This window comes from Actinomadura luteofluorescens, from assembly GCF_013409365.1.
GTDB classification, from domain to species: domain Bacteria; phylum Actinomycetota; class Actinomycetes; order Streptosporangiales; family Streptosporangiaceae; genus Spirillospora; species Spirillospora luteofluorescens.
In genome coordinates this window covers 5,198,125-5,219,957 of record NZ_JACCBA010000001.1, presented here as the reverse complement: position 1 = coordinate 5,219,957, position 21,833 = coordinate 5,198,125, and the positions used below count along the sequence as shown (strand labels likewise).

Sequence of the window (21,833 nt, the reverse complement as noted above, 5' to 3'; positions counted from 1 at the left end):
GTTGGGGGACTCATGGACACCACGCACTCCAAGGACGGCACCCGCATCGCCCTCGACCGGACCAGCGAGGCCCCCGCCCTGATCCATGTCGCGCCGACCACGACCTAGACCGAGAAGGCGAGAAGTAGTGGGGGCCGATCGCAGGTAGGGCGCCGGGGGGAAACAGGAGTCCGCCTGCGGGCCAAGGGCGCGGGAGAAGGATGCGGTCCGAGGTGGTGCGAAAAAGATGCGGGCCGCGGTGGCGCGAGAAAGATGCAGGCCGACGGGGCGGCAGAAAGACGCGGGCCGAGGGGGCGGGGGAAAGATGCGGGCCGATGGCGCCGGGGGACGGGAGTCCGGTTGCGGGCTGGGCGTGAGGAGCGGCCATCTGGGCGAAGAACCCGTGGCACGGGCGTGGGCCGGCCGCGCGGCGGAGGCGCGAGCCGGCCCACGTTGGCGGGGGGCGGTGTGGGGACGGTCAGGTGTGCTTCGGGTTGTAGCGGCGGAGGAGCGGGATCAGGTTCAGCGCCAGCCCGACCACGGCGACGGCGCTGACCAGGTTGACGCCGGGGTGGAACTCGGCGAAGCCGTCGCCGCCGGCGGCCGTCCCGCCCGCGACCAGCGCGGTGACCACGGCCAGGACCAGGGCGGCGCCGACCTGGCCGGAGGTCTGGACGAGGCCGGAGGCCAGGCCCTGCTCGGAGTCGTCGATCCCGTCCGTGGCCTGCGCCATGATCGAGCTGAAGCCGAACGCGAACCCTCCGCCCAGCAGCAGCATCGTGGGCAGGATCGTGAACACGTAGTGCGGGGCGTTCCCGGCCGTGGCGAGGAACCAGGCGTAGCCGAGGCTCAGGGAGGCCATCGAGCTGATGATCAGGCGAGGCGTTCCGTACCGGTCGATCAGGCGCCCGACGAACGGTGAGCCGAAGGCCACGAGAAGCCCGGCCGGCAGCAGGGCCATGGCCATCTTCAGCGGCGACCAGCGCAGCACGTCCTGCAGGTAGAGCGTCATCATGAACTGGAAGCTCAGGTAGGAGCCGAACAGCGCGACGATGCTCAGGTTGGCCCGGACGATCGAGCCGATCCGCAGGATGCCGAGGCGGATGAGCGGGTGGCGCACCTTGTTCTCGGTGACGAAGAACGCGATCAGCAGAGCCGCCGCGACCACGACGGAGCCCAGGGTGACCGGGTCCAGCCAGCCGCGCTCGGGCGCCGAGACCACCGTGTAGACGGCGAGCAGCATGCCGCCGGTGAGCGTCACCGCGCCGAGGATGTCGTGTCCTCCCTCGGCTGCCGACCGGTCCCGCGGGATCAGCGCGATGCCGGCGACAAGGGCGAGCACGGCGAGCGGCACGGGCGTCAGGAACGTCCAGCGCCACCCGAAGCTGGTCAGCAGCCCGCCGAGGATCAAACCGGACGAGTAGCCACTGGCCCCGAAAACGGAGAACACCGACAGCGCCCGGTTGCGCGCCGGCCCCTCGTGGAAGGTGGTGGTCAGGATGGACAGCGCGGTCGGCGCGGTGAACGCGGCCGCCAGCCCCTTCACGAACCGTGTGGCGATCAGCAGCGTGCCGTCGTTGACGAGACCGCCCACCAGCGACGCAACGGCGAACACGGCGAGGGCGGCGAGGAACACGCGGCGTCGGCCGAGGAGGTCGGCGGTGCGTCCGCCGAGCAGCAGCAGCCCGCCGTAACCGAGGACGTAGCCGTTGACGATCCACTGCAGTGACGTGGTCGAAAGGCCCAGCTCAGCGCCGATCGACGGCAGCGCGACGCCCACCATGGAGACGTCGAGTCCGTCGAGGAACAACACGGCGCACAGGACGGCGAGGACTCCCCACAGCCGGGGGGTCCAGGTCTGCTCGGCCGGCGCGCGCACGGCACCCGGCGCGCGGACGGCGGAGTCGAGAGAGGTCTCGGTGATAGTCACGTCGAGGGACAGTACATGCACACGCATCAAATGTCCACGCACAAAGTTCCGACGAATTTAATGCTCGTGCATCTGATGTGCGTGCATGGTACGATGCGCGGCATGGAGGCGGAGTCTGCTCTGGTCGACCGCTGGCGCAAGCTGGCGACCTGCTACAACACGGTCGCGTGCGCGCTGGACCGCGCGCTGCAGGACGTCCACGGCCTGAGCATGAGCGAGTACGAGACGCTCGACCGCCTCGTGGATCAGGACTGTGAAAAGCGTCGCATGCAGGACATCGCCGCGGCCATGTACCTCAGCCAGAGCGCTCTGTCCCGGACGGTCGCCCGCCTGGAGAAGCACGGGTACGTCCAGCGCGGGCTCTGCGAGGCCGACCGCCGCGGCGTCTTCGTGGAGATCACCGACTCCGGCCGCCGCTGCCACGCCGAGGCCCGCGACACCCACCTGAAGATCCTCGCCGAGAACCTGACCGACTGATCCGAGTCCGGCGGGCGCAGCCGATGCGACTGGACGTGCCGGTCAGTGGGGGCAGCCGCCCCAGGGCTCATGGCCATATTTTCGATTGACCGATTGCAATCATGGACGCGTCGGAGCGCGCACCTTCTACGGGCTGTGTCCATCGACGGCTACTCGCCGGTCGTCCCGTCCAGCAGCTGGCGGGCGATGTCGAGGTGACCCACGTGGCGCGCGTACTCCTGGAGCAGGTGGAAGAGGATCCTGCCAAGGGAGGGAGCTTGGTCGGACGTCCGGAACCGACCGCCCAAGCAAGCCCGGTCGTTCAGCGAGGCGTCCGCCACCAGGGCCCGCGCCCTCGCGACCTCCGAACGGTAGGCGGCCATGACCTGCGCAGTGGACCGGTCAACAGAGACGGTCCATTCGGACTCGTCGCCCCCAGGCGGATAGGCGAGAACGTCTTCGGCAGCGAATCCCCAGCGCATCCAGCGGCGTTCGACCCAGCCGAGGTGCTGCACCAACCCGAGTGGCGACCACCCCAGCGACTCGACCGGCTCGCGGAGTTCGTCGTCGGACAGCCCAGCGAGCTTGCGCATCAGTGCCTCGCGATACCAGTCCAAGTATCCGAGGAGAAGTTCACGACCGTCTGTCACCTCGACGCCTGGGCCATCGAGAAGCGCGGGAACCTGATCCGAAGAGCTCTGCATCCGCCGAACAGTAGTGCGGTGCCAGCCTCAACAGTCGGGCCTGGCCACACCGTCGCCGGCGGGCTCAGTGCGCTTCGGCATCCGGAGCGCCAGCCCACCCTTTGAGAAGACGTACCGAACAGAACTGGCCTCCGCACCCCAACGCGAAACGGGGTGGGACGGTCGATTCGCGCAGGCCGAGCAGGGCCAGGCAGCTGACACGGCCTGGGCAGGAGCGGCCTGGTCTTCGCTTCCACCGTGGGCACCGAGCGGAACGCCAACAACGTCCCTTGGTCCTTCCGGGCGGTCATGGCGAAGACGGACCTGAACCCCAGACGAGTGAACGCCACGGACGCTATGACACAACAGCTTCGTGTCGGCCCGTCGGACGCCGGCGTCCCCTTCAGGGACATCTCACGGCTGGCCGGCCACAAGAGCACGGAGGTCACCGAGACGGTCTATCGGCACCAGATCCGGCCCGCGCTGCTGGCCGGCGCCGAGGCCATGGACGACGTGTTCCCCGTGGCTGCCGAGAACGTCTAGTCAGGCGATGTGTCAGGCAATCATGCAGAAGGCCCATCGCGGGTGGTCGCGATGGGCCTCTGAGGTGGAGCCGCCTATCGGAATCGAACCGATGACCTATTCATTACGAGTGAATCGCTCTGCCGACTGAGCTAAGGCGGCGCGCCGTGCGGGGCACGGCGGGATGAAGTCTACCGGGTGTCGGGGGGTGGGTGTGCACTGGTTATTCAGCGGCAGGTGGTCCCGTTCTTGGGCGGGTCGGCGTTGATCAGGTAGTCGTCGGTGGCCTTGGTGATGCAGGAGTTCCCCTGGAGGTAGGCCGTGTGGCCGTCGCCGTCGAAGGTGAGGAGGACGCCGCTGGAGAGCTGGCCGGCAAGGTTCTGGGCCCACTTGTAGGGAGTGGCGGGGTCGCGGATGGTTCCGATGACGACGATGGGCGCGGCGCCCTCGGCGGTGATGGGCTTGGGTGCCTGTTCGGTCTGGGCGGGCCAGTAAACGCACGGGAGGCCGCCCCAGACGACGAACGGTCCGAAGCGGGGGGCGACCTTCTTGGCCTGCTCGGCGGCCTTGCCGTAGGCGGCGAGATTCGGCGGGTTGGGCTTGTCGACGCAGTTGACGGCCATGTTGGCGTCGGTCTGGTTGCTGTAGGTGCCGTTGGCCTTGCGTTCGACCATCTCGTCCGCGAGAGCTATGAGGAGGGTGCCGTCGCCCTTCTGCATCGCCTGGGTGAGGGCCTGGCGCAGGACGGGCCAGTACTCCTTGACGTAGAGGGCCCGGGCGATGCCCATGACGGCTAGGGACTCCGTGACCTTGCGGGAGTCGCGCGTGTTGGTGAGGGGCTTCTTGTCCGTGGACGTGAGGAAGGCGGAGACCTTGGCGACGACTGCGTCCGAGGTGCTGCCGAAGGGGCAGCCACCCGATTTCACGCAGTCGTCGGCGAAGGCGCGCAGGGCCGTCTCGAAGCCCTTCGCCTGCTCGATCAGGAGGTCGGTGGACGACAGCTTCGGGTCGACGGCGCCGTCCAGGACGAGGGCTCGGACGTTTTTGGGGAACTGCTCGGCGTAGAAGGCGCCAAGGTACGTGCCGTAGGAGGCGCCGTAGTAGGTGAGCTTCTGGTCGCCCAAGGCAGCGCGTAGGACGTCCATGTCGCGGGCGGCGTTGACCGTGCCGACGTAGGGCAGCTCCGCGTCGGCCTTGGCCTTGCAACGTTGTGCGAAGGCCTTGCTTTCGCTGCCCAGCTTGTTGGTCTCGTTCGGGTCGTCCGGGGAGGCGTCGGTGGCGAAGAACTCGTCCAGCTGGGGTCCGGTGTTGCAGCTGACGGGAGCGCTGGACGCCACCCCACGCGGGTCGAAGCCGACGATGTCGAAGCGGCGGCGCAGGTCGTTCCCGAAGGTGCGGGCCGCCTGGCGGACGAAGTCGACTCCGGAACCGCCGGGCCCCCCAGGGTTGGTGAGCAGGGAGCCGATCCGTTCGGACTTGTCTTCGGCCGGGAGCCGGATGAGCGAGATGTCGACCTTCTCGCCGGACGGCTTGGTGTAGTCCAAGGGGACCTGTACGGTCGCGCACTCGAACCCGCTGCGACAGCCCTTCCAGGACGGTTTCTGACCGTAGAACTGCCCGAGGCCCGTGGGGACGCTCGCGGCCTGGCTCGTGCCCTTTTCACCGCTGTCGCAGCCGGTGGCCGTCGCCAGGACCAGCACAGTAGCCACGCTGATGAGTCTCGCTGCCCGCACCCGGTCCCCGTCTCGTCGTAGCGGCACGTACGCCGCCGCCTACGCTACGTCGACATGATGGTCGAGGGCTACTTCCCTCGGTATTCGTGTTCGATGCCGTCCAGCAGCCACTTGAGCCCGAGGTCGAAGCTGTCGTTGCGGTAGAAGCTCGTCTCCAAGAAGGGCTTGAGGTGGGGAAGCTCGCCTCGTTCCACCAGTAGCTGTACGTACGACTGTTCCAAGGGGGTCGTCTGTACGTGCTGCGGGGCGGCGTCGGCCGCCTGCCGCTCCATCGTGATGAAGCCCAGCATGTAGTGGTCGACCGTCTTGACGATGGCCAGCATGCCTTCCGGGTCGTCGGTGAGTCGAGCGGCGGCTGCCATGGACTGCTCTATGTGGCGCAGGCCGTTGGGCCCGATGCGTATGGAACGCCCTGCGACTTGCAGCATCCACGGGTGCCTGAGCCCTGCCTCGCGCTCCTTTCGGGCGATCTCCATCATCGCCTCGCGCCAGTCGTCCGGCAGCGTTCCCTGGACCAGCACCTCTTCGGCGACCTCGTCGTACATGAGGTCGAGGAGGTCTTCCTTCGCGTCGATGTGGGTGTAGAGGCTCATCGCCCGGACGCCCAGTTCGCTCGCGATGCGGCGGATGGACACCGCGTCCAGGCCCTCCGCGTCCGCCAGCTTGATCGCCGCTTCCACGATCGCCTCGCGTGTCAGCTTCGGCCGGCGCCCGCCGCGCGGACGCGTCCACACATCGCCTGACCTCGGTGTTGCCGCCACAACAGAGATCGTACGCGAGACGCCGTATCGATACGATGTACGGATGGGGCGCTACGCTGTATGGTGTTACCGATACGGCGTACGGAAACCGAAGGAGACGGGATGACCACGGCAGGCACCGCACCGCCCGTCCAGAAGGCGCCCATCGATCCGCACCTGCGCAATCTCGCGGTAGTCGTGGTTCTCGGCGCGATCATGACGGTCCTCGACAGCACGATCGTCAACGTCGCGATCACCGCCCTCGGCCGGGACTTCGGCACCTCGCTCTCGACCATCCAGTGGGTCGTGACCGGCTACACCCTCGCCCTCTCGATGGCGATCCCGCTGACCGCGTGGTCGGTGCGGCGGTTCGGGGCCCGGACGATGTGGCTCGTCTCGCTCGGGCTGTTCATCGGCGGGTCACTGCTGTGCGGGCTCGCCTGGTCGGTGCCCTCACTGATCGCGTTCCGCGTCCTGCAGGGGTTCGGCGGCGGCACGCTGATGCCCGTCGGGCAGACGATGCTCGTCCGGGAGGCCGGCCCCGAGCGGATGGGGCGCGTGATGAGCATCGTCTCGGTACCCGCGATGCTGGCCCCGGTCCTGGGCCCGCTGCTCGGCGGCGTGATCGTCGACAACCTGAGCTGGCGGTGGATGTTCTTCGTGAACGTCCCGTTCTGCGCACTCGCGCTGCTCGCCGCCCTGCGCATGCTGCCCCGCGACGATGAGCGCAGCGCGGACGCCCGGCTGGACGTCATCGGCATGCTGCTTTTGTCCCCCGGCCTGGCGGCTCTGGTGTACGCGCTGTCGGAGGCCGGCAACGGGAGGCAGCTGACCAGCGGACGCTTCCTCATCACCGCGATCGCCGGCGGCGTCCTCGTCGCGGCGTTCGCGGCGCACGCGTTCCGCAGGGGCGACAGCGCCCTCGTCGACCTCCGCCGCCTCAGCACCCGGGCCTTCATCGCCGCGACGGGCGGCTTCTTCCTCTACAGCGCCGCGATGTTCGGCCTGATGATCCTCGTTCCGCTGTTCGCGGGGATCGTCCGCGGGGAGTCCGCCCTGGACGCGGGCTGGCTGCTGGCCCCGATGGGGCTCGGCGCGATGGCCACCATGACGGTATCGGGACGGCTCGGCGACCGCTTCGGCGGACGGTGGCTCGTGATCGGCGGTATCCTCTGCGTCCTCGCCGGGACCGTGGCCCTCACCACCCTCTCCCCCGACACGGGACGCGCCACGATCATGGCCGCGATGCTCGTCGTCGGGCTCGGCCACGGCATGATCGCGCCGCCCCTGATGGCCATGGCCTACCAGGGCCTGCCCCGCGAAGCGGTGCCGGCCGCGACCACCGGCGCGAACATCCTGATCCGCATCGGCAGTTCGTTCGGCACGGCGGTGACGGCGGTCATCCTGCAGATCGGGATCCGCAACGAGATCCCCGGCGCATCCGGCAGCCTGGACGAGGCGGCTGCACACCGCGCAGCGGAAACACCGTCCCTTCTGGCGAACGCCTTCACCAACACCTTCTGGTGGACGGCAGTGCTTCTGGTGGTGGCTCTGGTTCCCGTCTTCACCGTCCCGCGTAAACCAAAACAAGCCCCACCCACCCCAGCCTGAGCCTGCCTTCGAGTAAGCGAGCGCAACACACCGCCTTGAGGTCGACCAGCTAGAGCTCGTCGCCTTTACCTGCAGAAACAGGATGCGAAGATCAACCCTTCGGCCGCCAGGCTGGAGGTGATCGGGCCCTTTGGGGCCGGGGAGGCGCAGGCCTACATGGTCTTGAGCTCTGCCGTGGCTCTCGTGGGGTCGTTGGTCGAGGCGCCGGAGGCGGCTGGCGGTCAGGAGCTTCGCTGCCGCCTCGGGGATGTGGGGTGAGTCAGCGGCCGAATCAGGCCTTGGCGGGAGGTGCTCGCCTGCTCACCTCAGTCAGGCCGTTGGGCTGGTGTGCGGTTGTGGTTCGGGCCTGACCGGAGGTGCTCGCCTGCTCAGCTCGCGTGGGGCGTGGTTCGGGCCTTGGCGGGAGGTACTCGCCTGCACCACCTCTGCCGGTTGCCGTTGGGCTGGCGCGGGGCTGTAGTTCGGGCCCGACCGGAGGTGCTCGCCTGCTCAGCTCGCGTGGGGCGTGGTTCGGGCCTTGGCGGGAGGTACTCGCCCGTATCACCTCTGTCAGTTGCTGCTGGACTCGTGTGGGGGTGTGGGTCGGGCTTGGCCGGGGGCGCGCTGGGGGGCTAGGGAGGCGCAGGTTTGCATGGCTTTCTGCTCTGCTGCGGATCTTGTGGGGCGGTTGCTGGGGGCGCCGGAGGGTCGGCCGCCGGCCGGAGGGCCGCCTGGTCGGCCTGTGGGGCGTCCGGCTCCTGGGTCGGCGCTTGGACGGGTTGTCGGGGCGTCGGTCGGGCGGTTCGACAGGCGGCCAGATGGTGGTGCGCCGCCCGGGGCGTTGCCCTGCGGGAGATCGAAGCCCTGCTTCTTGAGGCAGGCGCGGAACGAGGCCATGGGGTCGGCCCTGGCGGTCTTGTCCGGGCCTGCGGCACTGTCACCGTTTCCGCAGGCCGTGCTCAGGAGGACCACCCCTCCGATGGTCAGGAGGCCGAGCATCCGGAACGCGCGTGTGTTGCCCATTGAGGTGTTTCTCCCTCTTCGATCTGTCGACGGGGCGGGGGGTGGACGATCAGCGACCGGAGCCTTCGTTCACGCTGGTCGCGGTCAGGGCGCCGTCCTGGCCCGTGGAGCCTTGGACCACGACGGTCGCGCCGGCCCCGAGGTCGCGCAGCTTGCCGTCCTCGACAATGCGGATCTTGGTCGTGCCGGTGGTCTTGACCTTCACGGTCTCGCCGGAGGCGGTGCGCAGGTACAGGGTGCTGCCGACGACCTTGGTCACCGTCCCGGCGGTTCCCGCACCGTTGCCCGGGCCGTTGCCCGGGCCGTTGCCCAGGCCGTTCCCCGGGCCGTTCCCCGGGCCGTTCCCCGGGCCGTTCCCCGGGCCGTTGGCCGCCCCGCCCGATCCGTCGCCCGGTGCCCCGCCGGGTCCACCGTTCGCGCCGTAGCCTCCTTGGGGCGCCGAGGCCCCGGGTGGACCTCCGTAACCGTTGGTCCGGGTGCGTCCTCGCTCCTGCCCTCCGGCAAAGCCACCAGCGGACGGGCCAGAGGACCCGTCCGAGGACCACTTGTGTGCCTGGACGCCGCCAAGGAAACCGGTGACCAGGACTACTCCGGCCGCGAGGTAGAGCGTCGGCCCTGGACGAGACCTTTGTGACGGACGCGCCGCCAGATCGGTATCTAGATCATCATCGAAGGGTGAGCTCGCCAGCAGCTCCGCATCCCCCCTTGGCTTCTCAGGCATATCCCGCCTCCGACTCACAACGCACCTTCACGCCGCACACCGCATTCCCGTTCGGCCTGCCTGTCTTGTTCGGCCTGCCTGTCTTGTTCGGTCCGCCTGGCCCGCCCGGCCAGCTAGCCCGACCCGTTCGGTCAGCCCAGCCCGCTCGGTCAGCCCGGCCTGCCGGTCCTGGCCTGCTCGTCTGGCCTGCTCGTCTGGCCTGCGTCGCCCGTCCCGCACCGCCCGTGCTGCGCCGCCCGCACTGCCGGTCCCGCCGGTCACGCGCTGGCGGTCCTGCCTGTCTTGCCTGGTCCGTATGCCTGGCCTGTGCTGTGTGTTCTGTTTGTGGCGCTGCTGGCTGTTTTGTTTGGGGCGTTCGTGAGGGCGGGTTGGGCGAGACGGGTGGACGGCGGCGTACTCGGGGGTTGGTTGGCCAGGGGAGGGCGGGACGCCTTGCGGTGGATTGGGGTGAGTGCTGGGGGCGATTTCTCTCTTGGGGGAGTGCGGGGCATTTGGTGTTCGGGGGTTGGTGGGGGTGCATGGGGGTCCTTGGTCAGTTGTGGCGTAGGGCGTCTATGGGGCGGAGCTTGGCGGCGCGGTTGGCGGGGTAGCTGCCGAAGAACAGGCCGATCGCCACGGAGACGGCCAGGGCCAGGACGATCGACGAGGGCACCAGGACGGGCTTGACGCCGGCGATGGTGAAGAGGCTGCCGAGGACGCCGGCGAGGACGCCGAGGAGGCCGCCGGTGAGGCTGAGGACGGTGGCCTCCGCGATGAACTGGCCGAGGATCGCGCCGCGCGGGGCGCCGATGGCCTTGCGGATGCCGATCTCGCGGGTCCGTTCGGTGACGGTGACCAGCATGATGTTGGTGATGCCGATGCCGCCGACCAGGAGGCTGATCGCCGCGACGGCGCCGAGGAGGACGGTGAAGGTCCGGCTCGACTCGCTGACGGCCGACTGGACGCTCGCCTGGCTGGAGACCGTGAAGTCGGCGGTACCCGACGAGGCCGTGTCGTGGCGCTGGCCGAGGATCTGGGTGACCTCGGCCTCGGCGGCGCCGACCGTGTCGCTGCCGGTGGCCTGGACGATGATCTGGTCGAGCGCGCCGTAGCCGGTGAGGGTCTCCTGGACGGCCGGGAGCGGCGCGACGGCGATGCTGTCCGGGTCGGAGAAGGTGGACGAGGAGGAGCCCGTCGCCTTGAGGACGCCCGTGACGGTGAAGCGGATCCCGCCCACGTCGATCTTCTTGCCGATCGGGTTCACCCGTCCGAACAGGTCGGACGCCACCGTGCTGCCGAGCACGACCGTCTTGCGCGCGGCGGCGACGTCGGCGGCGGTGAACGCCGTGCCGGACGCGAGGGTCTTGTTCGCCGCCGCGAAGTAGGTCGGGGTCGTCCCGACGAACTGGCCGATGGTCGCGCTCGTGCCGGCGTACCCCGCGGTGACGGACTGGCTGGTCGCGACAGGTGAGGCGCTCCTGACCGACGGGGCCCTGGCCGGTGGCGGTGAGGGCCTCGGCGTCCTCCGCGGTGAGGTCGCGGGCCTGGGTGCGGGGGCCCGAGGCCTGGTCCGCCGTCCCGAAGCCGCCCGGGCCGCCGCGGCCCGTGGTGGACGGCGTGACGGTGAGGGAGTCGGCGCCGAGCCGCTGGATGCTCTTCTTGATCTGCTCGGACGAGCCGTTGCCGACCGCGACGAGCAGGATGACGGCGCCGACGCCGATGAGGATGCCCAGCGTGGTGAGGGAGCTGCGCAGCTTGTTGGCCGACAGGCCGCGGACGGCGAAGCGCAGGATCTCCAGAGCGCTCACCCGGCCTCCCTCGGGGACGGGGCGAATCGAAGGCCGGTGAGGTTCACCTGGCCACCTCCCGGCGGACGTCCTCGACGACGCGGCCGTCGACGAGGCGGACGATCCGCTTGGCGTGCGCGGCGACGTCGTCCTCGTGGGTGATCACGACGATGGTGCGGCCGGTGCCGCTGAGCCGGTCGAAGACGCCGAGGACGTCGGCGGTGGAGGCGCTGTCGAGCGCGCCGGTCGGCTCGTCCGCGAGGAGCAGCGTCGGCGCGGTGACCAGGGCGCGGGCGACGGCGACGCGCTGCTGCTGGCCGCCCGACAGCTCGTTCGGCTCGTGCCGGATGCGGTCGGCAAGGCCCACCTCGCGGAGGGCGGCGAGGGCACGGCGCCGCCGGTCGGCGCCCTTGAGCCCGCCGTAGGCGAGGGGCAGTTCGACGTTGGCCTGCGCGGTCATCCGCGGGATCAGGTTGAACGACTGGAAGACGAACCCGATGCGGCGGTTGCGCAGGGTCGCCAGGCCGCGCTCGCCGAGGCCGACGACGTCGATGCCGTCGAGGAGGCAGCGGCCGGCGCTCGGCACGTCCAGGCAGCCGATGATGTTCATCAGCGTCGACTTGCCCGAGCCCGACGCGCCCATGATCGCCACGTAGTCGCCGCGTTCCACGGTCAGCGAGACGCCCCGCAGGGCGTGGACGGCCGTGTCGCCCGTCCCGTACACCTTGGTCACGTCCCGGATGTCGAGAACGGGCGGGACGCGGGCGGGTACCGGCGCCGTCATCGACGACCACCGCCGCCCGGCGCTCCGCCGCCCGGGGCGCCGCCGAGCCCGGGTCCGCCGCCGCCCGGGAAGCCGCGCCGGCCGGTGTTCCCGCTGGTGGACGTGGAGGTCACGGCGACCTCGTCGCCCTCCTTCAGACCCGAGCTGATCTCGGTGCCCTGGTCGCCCTTGACGCCGGTCTCGACCGTGGTGGGGACCTGCCTGCCGTCGCGGACGACCGTGACCGTGCTCTGCCCGCCGGCCGTCCTGACCGCCGCGCTCGGCACGTACAGGACGTTCTCCGCCCGCGCCACGGTGATCTCCACCGTGGCGGTCTGGCCGAGCCGGACCCCGGACGGGACGTCCTCCAGCGCGATCACGGCCGGGAACTTCACGACGTTGTCGGTGGTCGTCGGTACCGCGCCGATGGTGGTGATCTTGCCGGTGGCGGTCGTGCCGGTGAGCGCGTCGAACGTGACCGTGGCGGCCTGGCCCGCCTTCAGCTTGGTGGTGTCGGCCTCGGTGAACTCGCCCTCGACCTGGAGGTGCGCGGTGTCGGCGAGCTCGATGAAGCCCGAGCCCGACGACGACGAAGAGGTGGGGGTGGTGGAGGACGAGGACGACCCGGCGCCGGAGCCCGCACCCGAAGAGGATGAGGACGAACCGCTCGAACTACCGCCCACCGTCCCGTTGACGGCGGTCACCGTCCCGGCGAACGGGGCCTTGAGGACGGTCCCCTGGTACGCCCGCAAAGCGGAGTTGTAGGAGTTCTTCGCCTGGACGTAGCCGGCGTACCCCTTCCCGGACGAGGTGTCCCCGTCGGCGGCGACGGCCAGGTTCGCCTTGGCCGCGTCGACGTTCTCGATCGCCTCGGTCTGGTCGAGGCGGGCCAGGACGTCGCCCGCCTTCACCTTCCGTCCCGCCCTGACGTAGATCTTGGCGACCGTCCCCGAGGCGCCGAAGGACAGCGAACGGCTGCGGGCGCTCTCCACCGAGCCGGACGCCGACACCGACGAGACGACCGTCCCGCGCGCGACGCGGGAGAGGCGGGTGGACGCGGCGGCGCCGCCGTCTCCGTCGCCGAGGGCGAGGTAGGCGGTTCCGGCCCCGGCGACGAGCAGCACGCCCAGCGCGCCGTTGACCAGGAGTGTCCGATTCATGCGGATGAGGCTCGTGAGGGCTCATGTGGCGTTCGTGAGGCAAGGGTGAGAATTAGATGAAATAGGGCCCGATCCGGTCGGGTTGCCCAGGACATGGGCACATCGCGGAAGACCGGCCTCCGGATCGAGGAGAGCGGCAAGCGCGTCAGGGCATACCTCGGCGGCCATCTGGTGGCCGACTCGACACGACCGTCCCTGGTCTGGGAGATCCCCCACTACCCGACCTACTACTTTCCCGAGGGGGACGTGCGGGCCGAACTCGTCGAGGACGGTCCGGGCACGCGTTCGCCGAGCAGGGGCGACGCGACCGCCTACACGGTGAAGGTGGACGGCGCGCAGGCTCCGGGCGCCGCGCTCCGCTACAGCGAGATGCCCGGCTTCGTCCGGCTCGACTGGAGTGCGATGGACGCCTGGTTCGAAGAGGACGAGGAGGTCTTCGTCCACCCCCGCGACCCGTACACGCGCGTGGACGTGCTGGCGTCGTCGCGGCACGTCCGGGTCGAGGTGGACGGGGTCACGGTCGCGGAGTCGTCCAGCCCTCGGCTGCTGTTCGAGACGGGCCTGCCGGTGCGCTATTACCTGCCGAAGCCGCATGTCCGCATGGACCTGCTCGAACCCACCGGCACCGTCTCGCACTGCCCGTACAAGGGCACCGCGGAGTACTGGTCGGTGCGGGCGAACGGCGTTTCGCACCAGGATCTGGCCTGGTCGTACCGGACACCGCTGGACGAGAGCCGCAAGGTCGCAGGACTGGTCTGCTTCTACAACGAGAAGGTCGACATCTTCGTGGACGGGGTGCTGCAACCGCGCCCGACCAGCAAGTTCGCCTGATCGCCGATCACTGCGAGGCCGCCTGTTCCGTCTCTGTTCCGTTCGAGCTTTGATCTTGGACCGGCCGGAGGCGGAACAGGGACCGGTCGACCGCGCTCCGGGCGGCCTCGTACGTCTCCTCCGTGACGTGGCTGTAGACGCCGAGCTTCACCGGCGACCGGGAGCCCTTCCGCGAGTGCCCGAGGAACTCCATCACGCCCGCCAGGCTCACCCCGGCATCGCCGAGCGCCGTCGCGAACCAGTGCCGTAGCGCGTGTGGGCGGGCAGCGTCCCGCACCTCGGCCGCGTGTGGGAGATCCGAGCGCACACGCGCCGCCGGACTGCGCGAGGCCGGCGTGCCCGGACCCGCCATGCGCTCGGCCGGACGGGCGCGACTCTGCCGGGCACCCGCTGTACCGGGTGAGCGACGTGCGGGACCTGCTCGTGGAGAAGCTCAGGCGGGACGCCGAAAACGAGGAGAAGTGCAGGGCCAAGGCTGAGAAGGTGGCCTCATGAAGGAGCTGGAACTCGCCTCGGAGGGGCTGCTGTCGAAGTGGGGCTTCAATGACGGCGACAAGCCCGACGAACTGCTCGACCACCTCGACGCAATCGGCTTCACCGGCCGCGGCGGCTACCTGCCGGGCCAGGTCTGGCATCGCGTGCTGTGCCGCCTCGTCCGCGAGCACCTGATCCCGCAACTCGATCAGGACGTCGAGGTCGCCACACTGGAGACCAACCACAACCCCATTCGCGCCCACACGGTGGACGGCGCCGACGTCACGTACATCTGGCGCAAGGGCCGGGGGCCGCGACCCGAGCTGACGCCAGAGTCGGTGTGCGTCCCCATCGATGTGGTGATGGCCGCGATCAACGAGGAGATGACCGTCCAACCCGAGGCGTAGGGTTCGCGGTCTCGGCAAGCCGACTTGCCATAACGCGCAGCTGTCACCGGCCGAGCGGTGCCCCAGGGGGCCACTCCCCACCCCCCGCCCGGCCAGTCTCTTGAGATCGCCGCAGTCGCCAAGCGATCCCCCGAGGAGGTCGACATCCTCGTCGGCGGGTGCTGCAGGAGCGGCCGAAGACCAAGTTCTGCGGAGGGGCCGCTCGTTCGGGCGAGTCGGCTCCTCATCGGCCGGGCGCGAAGGATCGTACCCGGCCGACAGTTTTCCCGCCGCCGTTTATCAGCGGGCATTACATCAACGGATGGAACATCGTGCAATGGTGTGATGCCTATCGCTTTGGTGTCCGAGGCCTTGAATCCTCCGCGATTCCTACGCGACCGTAGGTTACGCGAGCGTAAGTTAGCGCGCCCTCGGGGAGGAAACCTTGACCATCGCACCGAGCCGCCCAGGCCGCCCAGGCCGCTCCGCCGCGGGACGGCGGATCGCGGCGGCAGCCCGGCTCCTCACGACGCCGCTCCTGCCGGAGGACTACCTCGGCCTGGTCGACCCGCTGTGGTCCACGGCCGAGCCGCGCGGACGGGTCGAGGCCGTCCGGCACGAGGCCCCGTCCGCCGCGACCCTGGTGATCAGGCCGGGGCAGGCATGGAACGGCCACCGTCCGGGTCAGTGGGTCAGGATCGGGGTGGACGTCGACGGCGTCCTGCACTGGCGGACGTTCTCGCTGTCGTCGCCGCCGCGCCGGGACGGCCGCATCACGATCACCATCAAGGCGGCACGCGACGGGTTCGTCTCGGCGCACCTGGTCAACGAGATCCGTCCCGGAACGGTCGTCCGCCTGTCGCCGCCCGAGGGCGGGTTCACGCTGCCCTCGCCCGTCCCCCGCAAGCTGCTGTTCGTGACGGCCGGGAGCGGGATCACGCCGGTCATGGCGATGCTGCGGCATCTCGACGGAGCGTCCGACGCCGTGCTCGTCCACTCGGACCGGACGGCCGGGGACGTCATCTTCGGTGAGGAACTCCGCCGGATGCCGGGGGTGCGGCTGCACGAACGGCACACGACCCCCGACGGCCGCCTGAAGCCGTCCGACATAGCCGATATCTGCCCCGACTGGGCGGAGCGCGAGGCGTGGGCGTGCGGGCCGGGCGGCCTGCTCGACGACCTCGCCGCGCACTGGCGGGCCGCCGGCATCGGGGAAAGGCTGCGCGTCGAGCGCTTCCGCACCGCCCTTGCCGGCGGCGGAGGCGAGGGCGGGCGCGTCACGTTCACCAGGAGCGGCGTCACGGCCGACGCGGACGGGGGCACGCCTCTCCTGGTGGCGGGCGAGGACGCCGGCGCGCTGCTGCCGAGCGGGTGCCGGATGGGCATCTGCCGCGGCTGCGTCGGGCGGCTGGCGTCCGGCAGGGTCCGCGACCTGCGCACCGGCGAGGTGCACGGGGACGAGGGCGAGATCGTCCAGACCTGCGTCTCGGCGGCCGCCGGGCCCGTGGAGATCGAACTGTGAGGGGAGCGGCATGACCGACCATCTGACGGCCGAGGACTACGAGACCATCGCCGCCGAGCTGGACGCGCTGCGCGAGGAGATCATGTCCGGTCTCGGCGAGCGCGACGCGTCCTACATCCGGCGGGTGATCCGCTGGCAGCGCGGGCTGGAGATCGGCGGCCGGGCGATGCTGCTCGCCTCCGCGCTGCCGCCCGCGTGGATCGCCGGGACCGCGACGCTGGCCGTCGCGAAGATCCTGGAGAACATGGAGATCGGGCACAACGTCATGCACGGCCAGTGGGACTGGATGCGCGACCCGAAGATCCATTCCACGACCTGGGAGTGGGACAACGTCTCGCCCGCCGAGCAGTGGAAGCACTCGCACAATTTCGTCCACCACACGTTCACGAACGTGCTCGGCAAGGACAACGACGTCGGCTACGGCATCCTGCGCGTCGCCCCCGAGCAGGAGTGGTCGCCGGCGCACCTCGCGCAGCCGCTCTACAACCTGCTGCTGGCGCTGTTCTTCGAGTACGGGGTGGCCCTGCACGACCTGGAGATCGACAAGATCCGGGACGGGACGGCCGACGAGGCGGTGACGAGGGAGAAGCTGCGCGCGATCGGCCGCAAGATCCGGCGCCAGTGGGGCAAGGACTACCTGGCGTTCCCGCTGCTCAGCGGCCCGCAGTTCCTGTCCACGCTGGCCGCGAACGCCACCGCGAACGCGGTCCGGAACGTCTGGGCGCACATGATCATCTTTTGCGGGCACTTCCCTGGCGACGTGGAGGTGTTCGAGGAGGAGCGGCTGGACGGCGAGACGAGGGGCGAGTGGTACGTGCGGCAGCTGTGCGGCTCGGCGAACATCACCGGCGGTGAGCTGTTCCACCTGATGACCGGCAACCTCAGCCACCAGATCGAGCACCATCTGTTTCCGGACATGCCGAGCAACCGGTACGGCGAGATCGCCCCGCGCGTCCGCGCGCTGTGCGACAAGTACGACATCCCGTACCACACGGGCACGCTGTCGAAGCAGGTCACCGGCACCTGGAAGAAGATCGTCCGCTATGCGCTGCCCGGCGGGAGGCCGTCCGCGGCGGGGCCGGAGGCCCGCTGAGGTCAGCCGAGGGCCTGCGCCACGGGAAGGTGGAGGCGGGACGGGTCGTTCGCGACGGGCGCGCCGTACTCCATGACCGTGGTGGTGAACGCGGGCGCCAGGCCGTGCCGCCGCGCCCAGTCGACCAGTTCCGGATGCCGGTGGTCGATGTCCAGGCGGATCGGCCCCGCGGGAACGATCTCTTCGACGAGCGCGAGCGCCGTCTCGCCGTCCTGCGCGGTGACCGGGCCGACCACGGCCCGGTCATCGTTCCACCACACGCCCCCGAAACCCCTGAGGCCGGACTCGTCCCGGACGACATGGAACGTCTCGCAGAACGACGGCAGTCCGTCGACCAGCCGTGAACGGTCGGCCCCGAAGACCTCGGTGTCGAGTGCATGGACGGCGGGCATGTCGTCCGCCTCAGCAGGCACGGATACGCCCCGCCCCGTAGGCCCCTCGCCCGTGCCCGTATACGTCGTGCAGAGCCCGACGGAGCGATACCCCAGACGCTCGTACAGCGGACGCCCGTATTCGGTAGCCGTCAGGCAGAAGCTCTTCGTTTCGGTGTTGTCCATCGCGTGCCGCATGATGCGGCCGCCCAGACCACGCCGTTCGTAGCGTTTCGCCACCAGCACCATGCTGATGGCGGCGACGTCCCTGCCGTATGGGGTCGACACCGTCACCGCGGCGAGTTCGCCCTCCCCGTCGTCGATGCCATAGACGTCGCCGACCGAGAACAGGAACCGCCACTTGCGGTCTTCGCGCCCCCAGTCGCGGTCTTCAGCGAGCCGTTGGCAGGCGGCCAGATCGTCGATCCCGAGCCGCCGTGCGGGCCTGTCCCAGTCCATGAGACGGGACGCTAGATCGCGCGCCGCCGGCCGCACAACCTAATTACGCCTCATTACCCCACAGGTCATCGCCTTCACGACCTCCCCAGCGAGATCGTCGAGGCGCGGATAACGACGACCTGAGGAGAACCATGTCGCACACGGCGACTCCAGTGGCGGGACGGCACCCGCGCGAGGCCGCGCCCTCGCCCACCGCGTCCATCGGCGCCCTGCTCGTCCTGCTCACCGGCGTCTTCATCACCACGCTCGACTTCTTCATCGTGAACGTGGCGATCCCCGACATCCAGACCGACCTGGGCGCCGGCGCGACGGCGATCCAGTGGGTCGTCGCCGGCTTCGGGCTCGCGCTCGGCAGCGGGCTGATCACCGGCGGCCGCCTCGGCGACCTGGCCGGACGCCGCCGGATGTACGCGCTCGGTCTCGCGGTGTTCACGGTCGCCTCGCTCGCGTGCGGGCTCGCCCCGTCCCCCGCCACGCTGATCGGCGCCAGAGTCGTGCAGGGGATCGCGGCGGCGCTCCTGATGCCGCAGGTCCTCGGGATCATCAACGGCGTGTTCACCGGGGAGGCCCGCGCCAAGGCGTTCACCGCCTACGGCCTGGCGATGGGCTTGGGCGGCGTGTTCGGGCAGCTCATCGGGGGTGCGCTGATCCAGGCGAACCTGTTCGGCACCGGATGGCGCAGCATCTTCCTGATCAATGTCCCGGTCGGGGTCGTCACGCTGGCGCTGGTCCGCCGGACCGTCCCGTCCCAGCCGCGCACCACCGGAACCCGCCTGGACGTCACGGGGACCGTCCTGGTCACCCTCGGCCTCATCGCGCTCGTCCTGCCCCTGATCGAGGGGCGCCGCCTCGGCTGGCCCGCCTGGACGTGGGCGTCACTCGCCGCGTCGGCCGTCCTGCTCGCCGCGTTCGCCCTCTCCCAGCGCCGCAGCAGCGCACCGCTCGTCGCACCCGCTCTCTTCCGTCAGCCCGCGTTCCGCGTCGGCAGCGGCCTGGCGCTCGTCTACACCCTGGCGATGGCGTCCTTCTTCCTCTACCTCGCCCTGTACCTCCAGCAGGGACGCGGCCTCAGCGCCCTGGAGTCGGGCCTGCTCTTCGTCGCCCTGGGCGCGGGCTACTTCGCCGCGTCCACCCGCGCCACGGCCATCGCCGCCCGCCTGGGACGGCAGGTCCTCGCCCTGGGCGCCGCAGTGCAGGCGGCCGGCTGCGTCCTCCTGCTCGCCGCGATCGGGCACGCCATCGGCTGGCTCATCCCGGGCCTGGCCCTCGTGGGAGCGGGCATGGGGTTCGTCCTGGCACCGCTGTCGGCGCTCGTCCTGTCCGGCGTGACCGACCGGGACGCCGCCTCGGCCGCCGGCGTCCTGTCCACCGCCCAGCAGGTCGGCAACGCCCTCGGCGTCGCGCTCGTCGGGATCGTCTTCTACGGCGCGCTGGGCGAGGTCGCCGACGCCTTCCGGGCGTCGCTCCTCCCGGTCATGGCCTTCTGCGGCGTCACCGCGGCGCTCGCCCAGCTCCTCCCCAAGCGCTAGTACACGCTGACGCCGAAGGCACTGAGCACCGGAGAGATCGGCTGGAAGTAGGACGACCCGCCGCTGGCGCAGTCCCCCACTCCGCCGATCCCCAGCCCGACCGCGGTGGTGCCCGAGAAGTACGGAGCCCCGGGACTGTCCCCGGGCTCCGTGCACACGGTCGTCCTCGCGAGCCCGGTGATCGTCCCCTCCGGGAAGTTCACGGTCGCGTTGATGGCCGTCACGCTGCCGCAGCGCACGCCCGTGGTGGGCCCGCTGCGGCAGACGCGTTGGCCGACGACCGGCCGGCCCGCCGTCGTGATGTCCTGCGACCCCGGGTAGAGGTGGACGCTGCCGGGCCGCTCAACGGAGGGCTCCACGTACCGGACGAGCGCGACGGCGAGGTTCGTCACCGAGACGACCGTCCCGAGCTGGACGGTCAGCCCCGGATCGGCGTACAGGACCATGCCGGCCTGAGCGCAACCGCCCGCGGTGAGGAAGTAGTACGTGCCGTTCTGCCGCACGTTGAACCCGAGGGTGCAGCGCACACCGGGCCCATAGATCGCCTGTCCCCCTTCCGCGCCCGGCGCCGCGACGGGACGGACGTCCCTCGGCGCCGCGGACGCGCCGGGGCTGACGGCGGCCAGGACGGCGACGATGCTCGCGAGCAAGGTCGCGACGCGCAGTTTCACGGAATGCCTCCTGCGGGGGAATGGCGGCTTTCCGGAATGGTGCGAAAACCCGGGGCCTCCGGCAAGGGGAGGAAGGTGCCAAGGTTGCCCGCGACCGTATATCAACTTCACGACGAACCCCACGAAGACCCAGGTCGGCGGTGAGTACGGCAGGCCGCGCCATCTAGGTACGGGAGCTCATCCGCCGCGATTCCCGGCGGCGCAGGATGAGTCGACCGTTTCAGGATGGAGGGCGTATGAGAATTCGTTTGCCGAAAACCGGCGCCGCCGTGGCGCTGCTCGCCCTCGCGGGGTGCGGGACGCCGGCCGTCGAGTCGGCGCCGTGGAGGACGGGGACCGGTGTCGCCCGGTGGCGAGTGGAGGTCGCGGACGCGTCGCTGCGCGTCGATCCCCAGCTCGTCGCGCTGGGACCGGCGGACGTGTGGGCGTTCGGCGGCCGCGGCCCGGACGACACGGTGTGGCGGCCGACGGCCAGGCACTGGAACGGCCACGACTGGACCAAGGTCGCCCTTCCGGGCGGACGGATCGGCGCGGTCAAGGCGGCGGGGGCGTCCGCGGCGTCCGACGTCTGGGCGGTCGCCCTCGGCGGGTCGGACTCGACCGTCCTCCACTGGAACGGCGAACGCTGGACGATCGACCGCCGGCTCCCGGGGTTCACCGTCACGGCGATGGACGTGTTCTCCCCGCAGGACGTCCGGGTCTACGGAACGGGGTCGCGCGCCGCAGGAGCGGCCTGGACCCGTTCGGCGGACGGATGGTCGGAGACCGGCCTGCCGTTCCGGATCGCCCGCACCAGCGCCCGTTCCGCCCGGGACATCTGGGCGCTCACCTTCGAGAACAGGCTGTACCACCAGGACGGCGCCGGCTGGAGGCCCGTCCCGCTGGACGACGTCCTGCCATCTGGGAAGAGAGCCGGCCACCAGGACACGAGGTACCGGCTCGGCACGATCGCCGCCACTCCCGCCGGCGTCTGGATCACGGCCGAGGGCGCCGGAGGCGTCCCGGCCGGCGGGACGGACGGGACCCGCACCGAGCCGATGGGCCCGAACGATCTCCACCTGTCGTCCCTTCTCCTGCACGGCGACGCCGACGGACGCCGCTGGACCTCCGAAAGCCTCATGGAGAAGACGGGAAGGCTCAGCCCGTTCGGCGCACCGATCATCGACGCGGACGGCGGCGTCTGGCTCATCGGCTCGACCGACGTCAACGCCTACGAATCGGCCCTCGCCCACCGGACCGCCAAGGGCACCTGGACCAGCACCAGAATCCGGGCGTCCGGCTTCAGCCTTTTCGAGGCCCGCGCCATCACCCGCATACCGGGCACCACTCGATTCCTCGCCGCGGGCATGGACGACGAAAAGGGCGCGCTTCTCTCCACCCCGTAGGGAGCGGCCGGCCTCCGCCAGACTCCCGTCACACCGGCACGTCCTC

At 70.3% G+C, this 21,833-nt stretch carries 20 protein-coding genes, 1 tRNA gene and 2 pseudogenes; 9 read left to right on the top strand and 14 right to left on the bottom strand.

Annotation, left to right across the window (positions count from 1 at the left end; all coding sequences use genetic code 11):
- Window positions 1–457: 457 nt before the first annotated feature.
- Window positions 458–1,909 carry an MFS transporter gene (locus tag BJY14_RS24255; RefSeq protein WP_258945082.1) on the bottom strand — a complete coding sequence of 484 codons (1,452 nt, stop codon included), beginning with the start codon at window positions 1,907–1,909 and terminating at the stop codon, window positions 458–460.
- Window positions 1,910–2,011: 102 nt separating this feature from the next.
- Here BJY14_RS24255 and BJY14_RS24250 point away from each other — a divergent pair, with 102 nt between their 5' ends.
- Window positions 2,012–2,386, top strand: coding sequence for a MarR family winged helix-turn-helix transcriptional regulator (locus BJY14_RS24250; RefSeq protein ID WP_179845732.1), 375 nt, complete (start codon window positions 2,012–2,014; stop codon window positions 2,384–2,386).
- 149 nt (window positions 2,387–2,535) lie between these two features.
- On the opposite strand, the gene BJY14_RS24245 is transcribed toward BJY14_RS24250, so the two are convergent.
- On the bottom strand, window positions 2,536–3,069 hold the full coding sequence (locus BJY14_RS24245) for a DinB family protein (protein WP_179845731.1): 534 nt from the start codon (window positions 3,067–3,069) through the stop codon (window positions 2,536–2,538).
- Window positions 3,070–3,306: 237 nt separating this feature from the next.
- Between BJY14_RS24245 and BJY14_RS24240 the strand changes: the two genes are divergently transcribed.
- On the top strand, window positions 3,307–3,591 hold the full coding sequence (locus BJY14_RS24240) for a hypothetical protein (RefSeq protein ID WP_218905576.1): 285 nt from the start codon (window positions 3,307–3,309) through the stop codon (window positions 3,589–3,591).
- A gap of 65 nt (window positions 3,592–3,656) precedes the next feature.
- Here the strand turns inward: BJY14_RS24240 and BJY14_RS24235 are convergent.
- The 3 genes from BJY14_RS24235 to BJY14_RS24225 all read right to left on the bottom strand — a co-directional run bounded on the left by BJY14_RS24235 (window position 3,657) and on the right by BJY14_RS24225 (window position 6,064).
- Window positions 3,657–3,732 (bottom strand) — tRNA-Thr (locus BJY14_RS24235).
- Window positions 3,733–3,797: 65 nt separating this feature from the next.
- A complete protein-coding gene (locus BJY14_RS24230; protein WP_312879379.1) occupies window positions 3,798–5,279 on the bottom strand; it encodes an alpha/beta hydrolase in 1,482 nt (493 codons plus the stop codon).
- Window positions 5,280–5,371: 92 nt separating this feature from the next.
- Window positions 5,372–6,064 (bottom strand): TetR/AcrR family transcriptional regulator, encoded by a 693-nt coding sequence (locus BJY14_RS24225; protein WP_179845728.1) that lies wholly within the window; start codon window positions 6,062–6,064, stop codon window positions 5,372–5,374.
- Between the two features lie 102 nt (window positions 6,065–6,166).
- Here BJY14_RS24225 and BJY14_RS24220 point away from each other — a divergent pair, with 102 nt between their 5' ends.
- Window positions 6,167–7,654, top strand: coding sequence for an MDR family MFS transporter (locus tag BJY14_RS24220; RefSeq protein ID WP_179845727.1), 1,488 nt, complete (start codon window positions 6,167–6,169; stop codon window positions 7,652–7,654).
- Window positions 7,655–8,705: 1,051 nt separating this feature from the next.
- Here the strand turns inward: BJY14_RS24220 and BJY14_RS24215 are convergent.
- The 6 genes and pseudogenes from BJY14_RS24215 to BJY14_RS24200 all read right to left on the bottom strand — a co-directional run bounded on the left by BJY14_RS24215 (window position 8,706) and on the right by BJY14_RS24200 (window position 13,066).
- Window positions 8,706–8,915 carry a hypothetical protein gene (locus BJY14_RS24215; protein ID WP_179845726.1) on the bottom strand — a complete coding sequence of 70 codons (210 nt, stop codon included), beginning with the start codon at window positions 8,913–8,915 and terminating at the stop codon, window positions 8,706–8,708.
- A 994-nt stretch (window positions 8,916–9,909) separates the two neighbouring features.
- Window positions 9,910–10,218: an ABC transporter permease gene (locus tag BJY14_RS45525; protein WP_246397108.1), complete on the bottom strand. Its 309-nt coding sequence runs from the start codon at window positions 10,216–10,218 to the stop codon at window positions 9,910–9,912.
- Between the two features lie 228 nt (window positions 10,219–10,446).
- A pseudogene (locus BJY14_RS46695) lies at window positions 10,447–10,794 on the bottom strand (ABC transporter permease); the annotation flags it as partial.
- Between the two features lie 142 nt (window positions 10,795–10,936).
- Window positions 10,937–11,164: pseudogene (locus tag BJY14_RS47335) on the bottom strand (ABC transporter permease); the annotation flags it as partial.
- 43 nt (window positions 11,165–11,207) lie between these two features.
- A complete protein-coding gene (locus BJY14_RS24205; protein WP_179845725.1) occupies window positions 11,208–11,927 on the bottom strand; it encodes an ABC transporter ATP-binding protein in 720 nt (239 codons plus the stop codon).
- Entirely contained in the window at window positions 11,924–13,066 is a 1,143-nt protein-coding gene (locus tag BJY14_RS24200; protein ID WP_179845724.1) for an efflux RND transporter periplasmic adaptor subunit, read from the bottom strand. Before BJY14_RS24200 ends, BJY14_RS24205 begins: the two co-directional genes overlap by 4 nt.
- 93 nt (window positions 13,067–13,159) lie before the next feature.
- Between BJY14_RS24200 and BJY14_RS24195 the strand changes: the two genes are divergently transcribed.
- Complete coding sequence (locus tag BJY14_RS24195) at window positions 13,160–13,897, top strand: DUF427 domain-containing protein (RefSeq protein ID WP_179845723.1); 738 nt, start codon at window positions 13,160–13,162, stop codon at window positions 13,895–13,897.
- A 7-nt stretch (window positions 13,898–13,904) separates the two neighbouring features.
- Here the strand turns inward: BJY14_RS24195 and BJY14_RS24190 are convergent, their stop codons facing one another.
- Window positions 13,905–14,249, bottom strand: coding sequence for a tyrosine-type recombinase/integrase (locus BJY14_RS24190; RefSeq protein ID WP_246396066.1), 345 nt, complete (start codon window positions 14,247–14,249; stop codon window positions 13,905–13,907).
- 139 nt (window positions 14,250–14,388) lie between these two features.
- On the opposite strand from BJY14_RS24190, the gene BJY14_RS24185 reads away from it, so the two are divergent.
- The 3 genes from BJY14_RS24185 (at window position 14,389) to BJY14_RS24175 (ending at window position 17,372) form a co-directional block, all read left to right on the top strand.
- The gene (locus BJY14_RS24185; protein ID WP_179845721.1) at window positions 14,389–14,778 is read left to right on the top strand and encodes a hypothetical protein; all 390 of its coding nucleotides are present in this window, start codon (window positions 14,389–14,391) and stop codon (window positions 14,776–14,778) included.
- A gap of 424 nt (window positions 14,779–15,202) precedes the next feature.
- Window positions 15,203–16,279: a ferredoxin reductase gene (locus BJY14_RS24180; RefSeq protein ID WP_218905575.1), complete on the top strand. Its 1,077-nt coding sequence runs from the start codon at window positions 15,203–15,205 to the stop codon at window positions 16,277–16,279.
- Window positions 16,280–16,289: 10 nt separating this feature from the next.
- A complete protein-coding gene (locus BJY14_RS24175; protein WP_179845720.1) occupies window positions 16,290–17,372 on the top strand; it encodes a fatty acid desaturase family protein in 1,083 nt (360 codons plus the stop codon).
- 2 nt (window positions 17,373–17,374) lie between these two features.
- On the opposite strand, the gene BJY14_RS24170 is transcribed toward BJY14_RS24175, so the two are convergent.
- On the bottom strand, window positions 17,375–18,202 hold the full coding sequence (locus tag BJY14_RS24170; protein ID WP_179845719.1) for a GNAT family N-acetyltransferase: 828 nt from the start codon (window positions 18,200–18,202) through the stop codon (window positions 17,375–17,377).
- A gap of 131 nt (window positions 18,203–18,333) precedes the next feature.
- Between BJY14_RS24170 and BJY14_RS24165 the strand changes: the two genes are divergently transcribed.
- Window positions 18,334–19,731 (top strand): MFS transporter, encoded by a 1,398-nt coding sequence (locus tag BJY14_RS24165; RefSeq protein WP_179845718.1) that lies wholly within the window; start codon window positions 18,334–18,336, stop codon window positions 19,729–19,731.
- On the opposite strand, the gene BJY14_RS24160 is transcribed toward BJY14_RS24165, so the two are convergent.
- Entirely contained in the window at window positions 19,728–20,402 is a 675-nt protein-coding gene (locus BJY14_RS24160; protein WP_179845717.1) for a S1 family peptidase, read from the bottom strand. The genes BJY14_RS24165 and BJY14_RS24160 overlap by 4 nt on opposite strands.
- A gap of 236 nt (window positions 20,403–20,638) precedes the next feature.
- Between BJY14_RS24160 and BJY14_RS24155 the strand changes: the two genes are divergently transcribed.
- Window positions 20,639–21,787, top strand: a complete 1,149-nt coding sequence (locus BJY14_RS24155; RefSeq protein WP_179845716.1) for a hypothetical protein — start codon at window positions 20,639–20,641, stop codon at window positions 21,785–21,787.
- The last annotated feature ends 46 nt before the right edge of the window (window positions 21,788–21,833 follow it).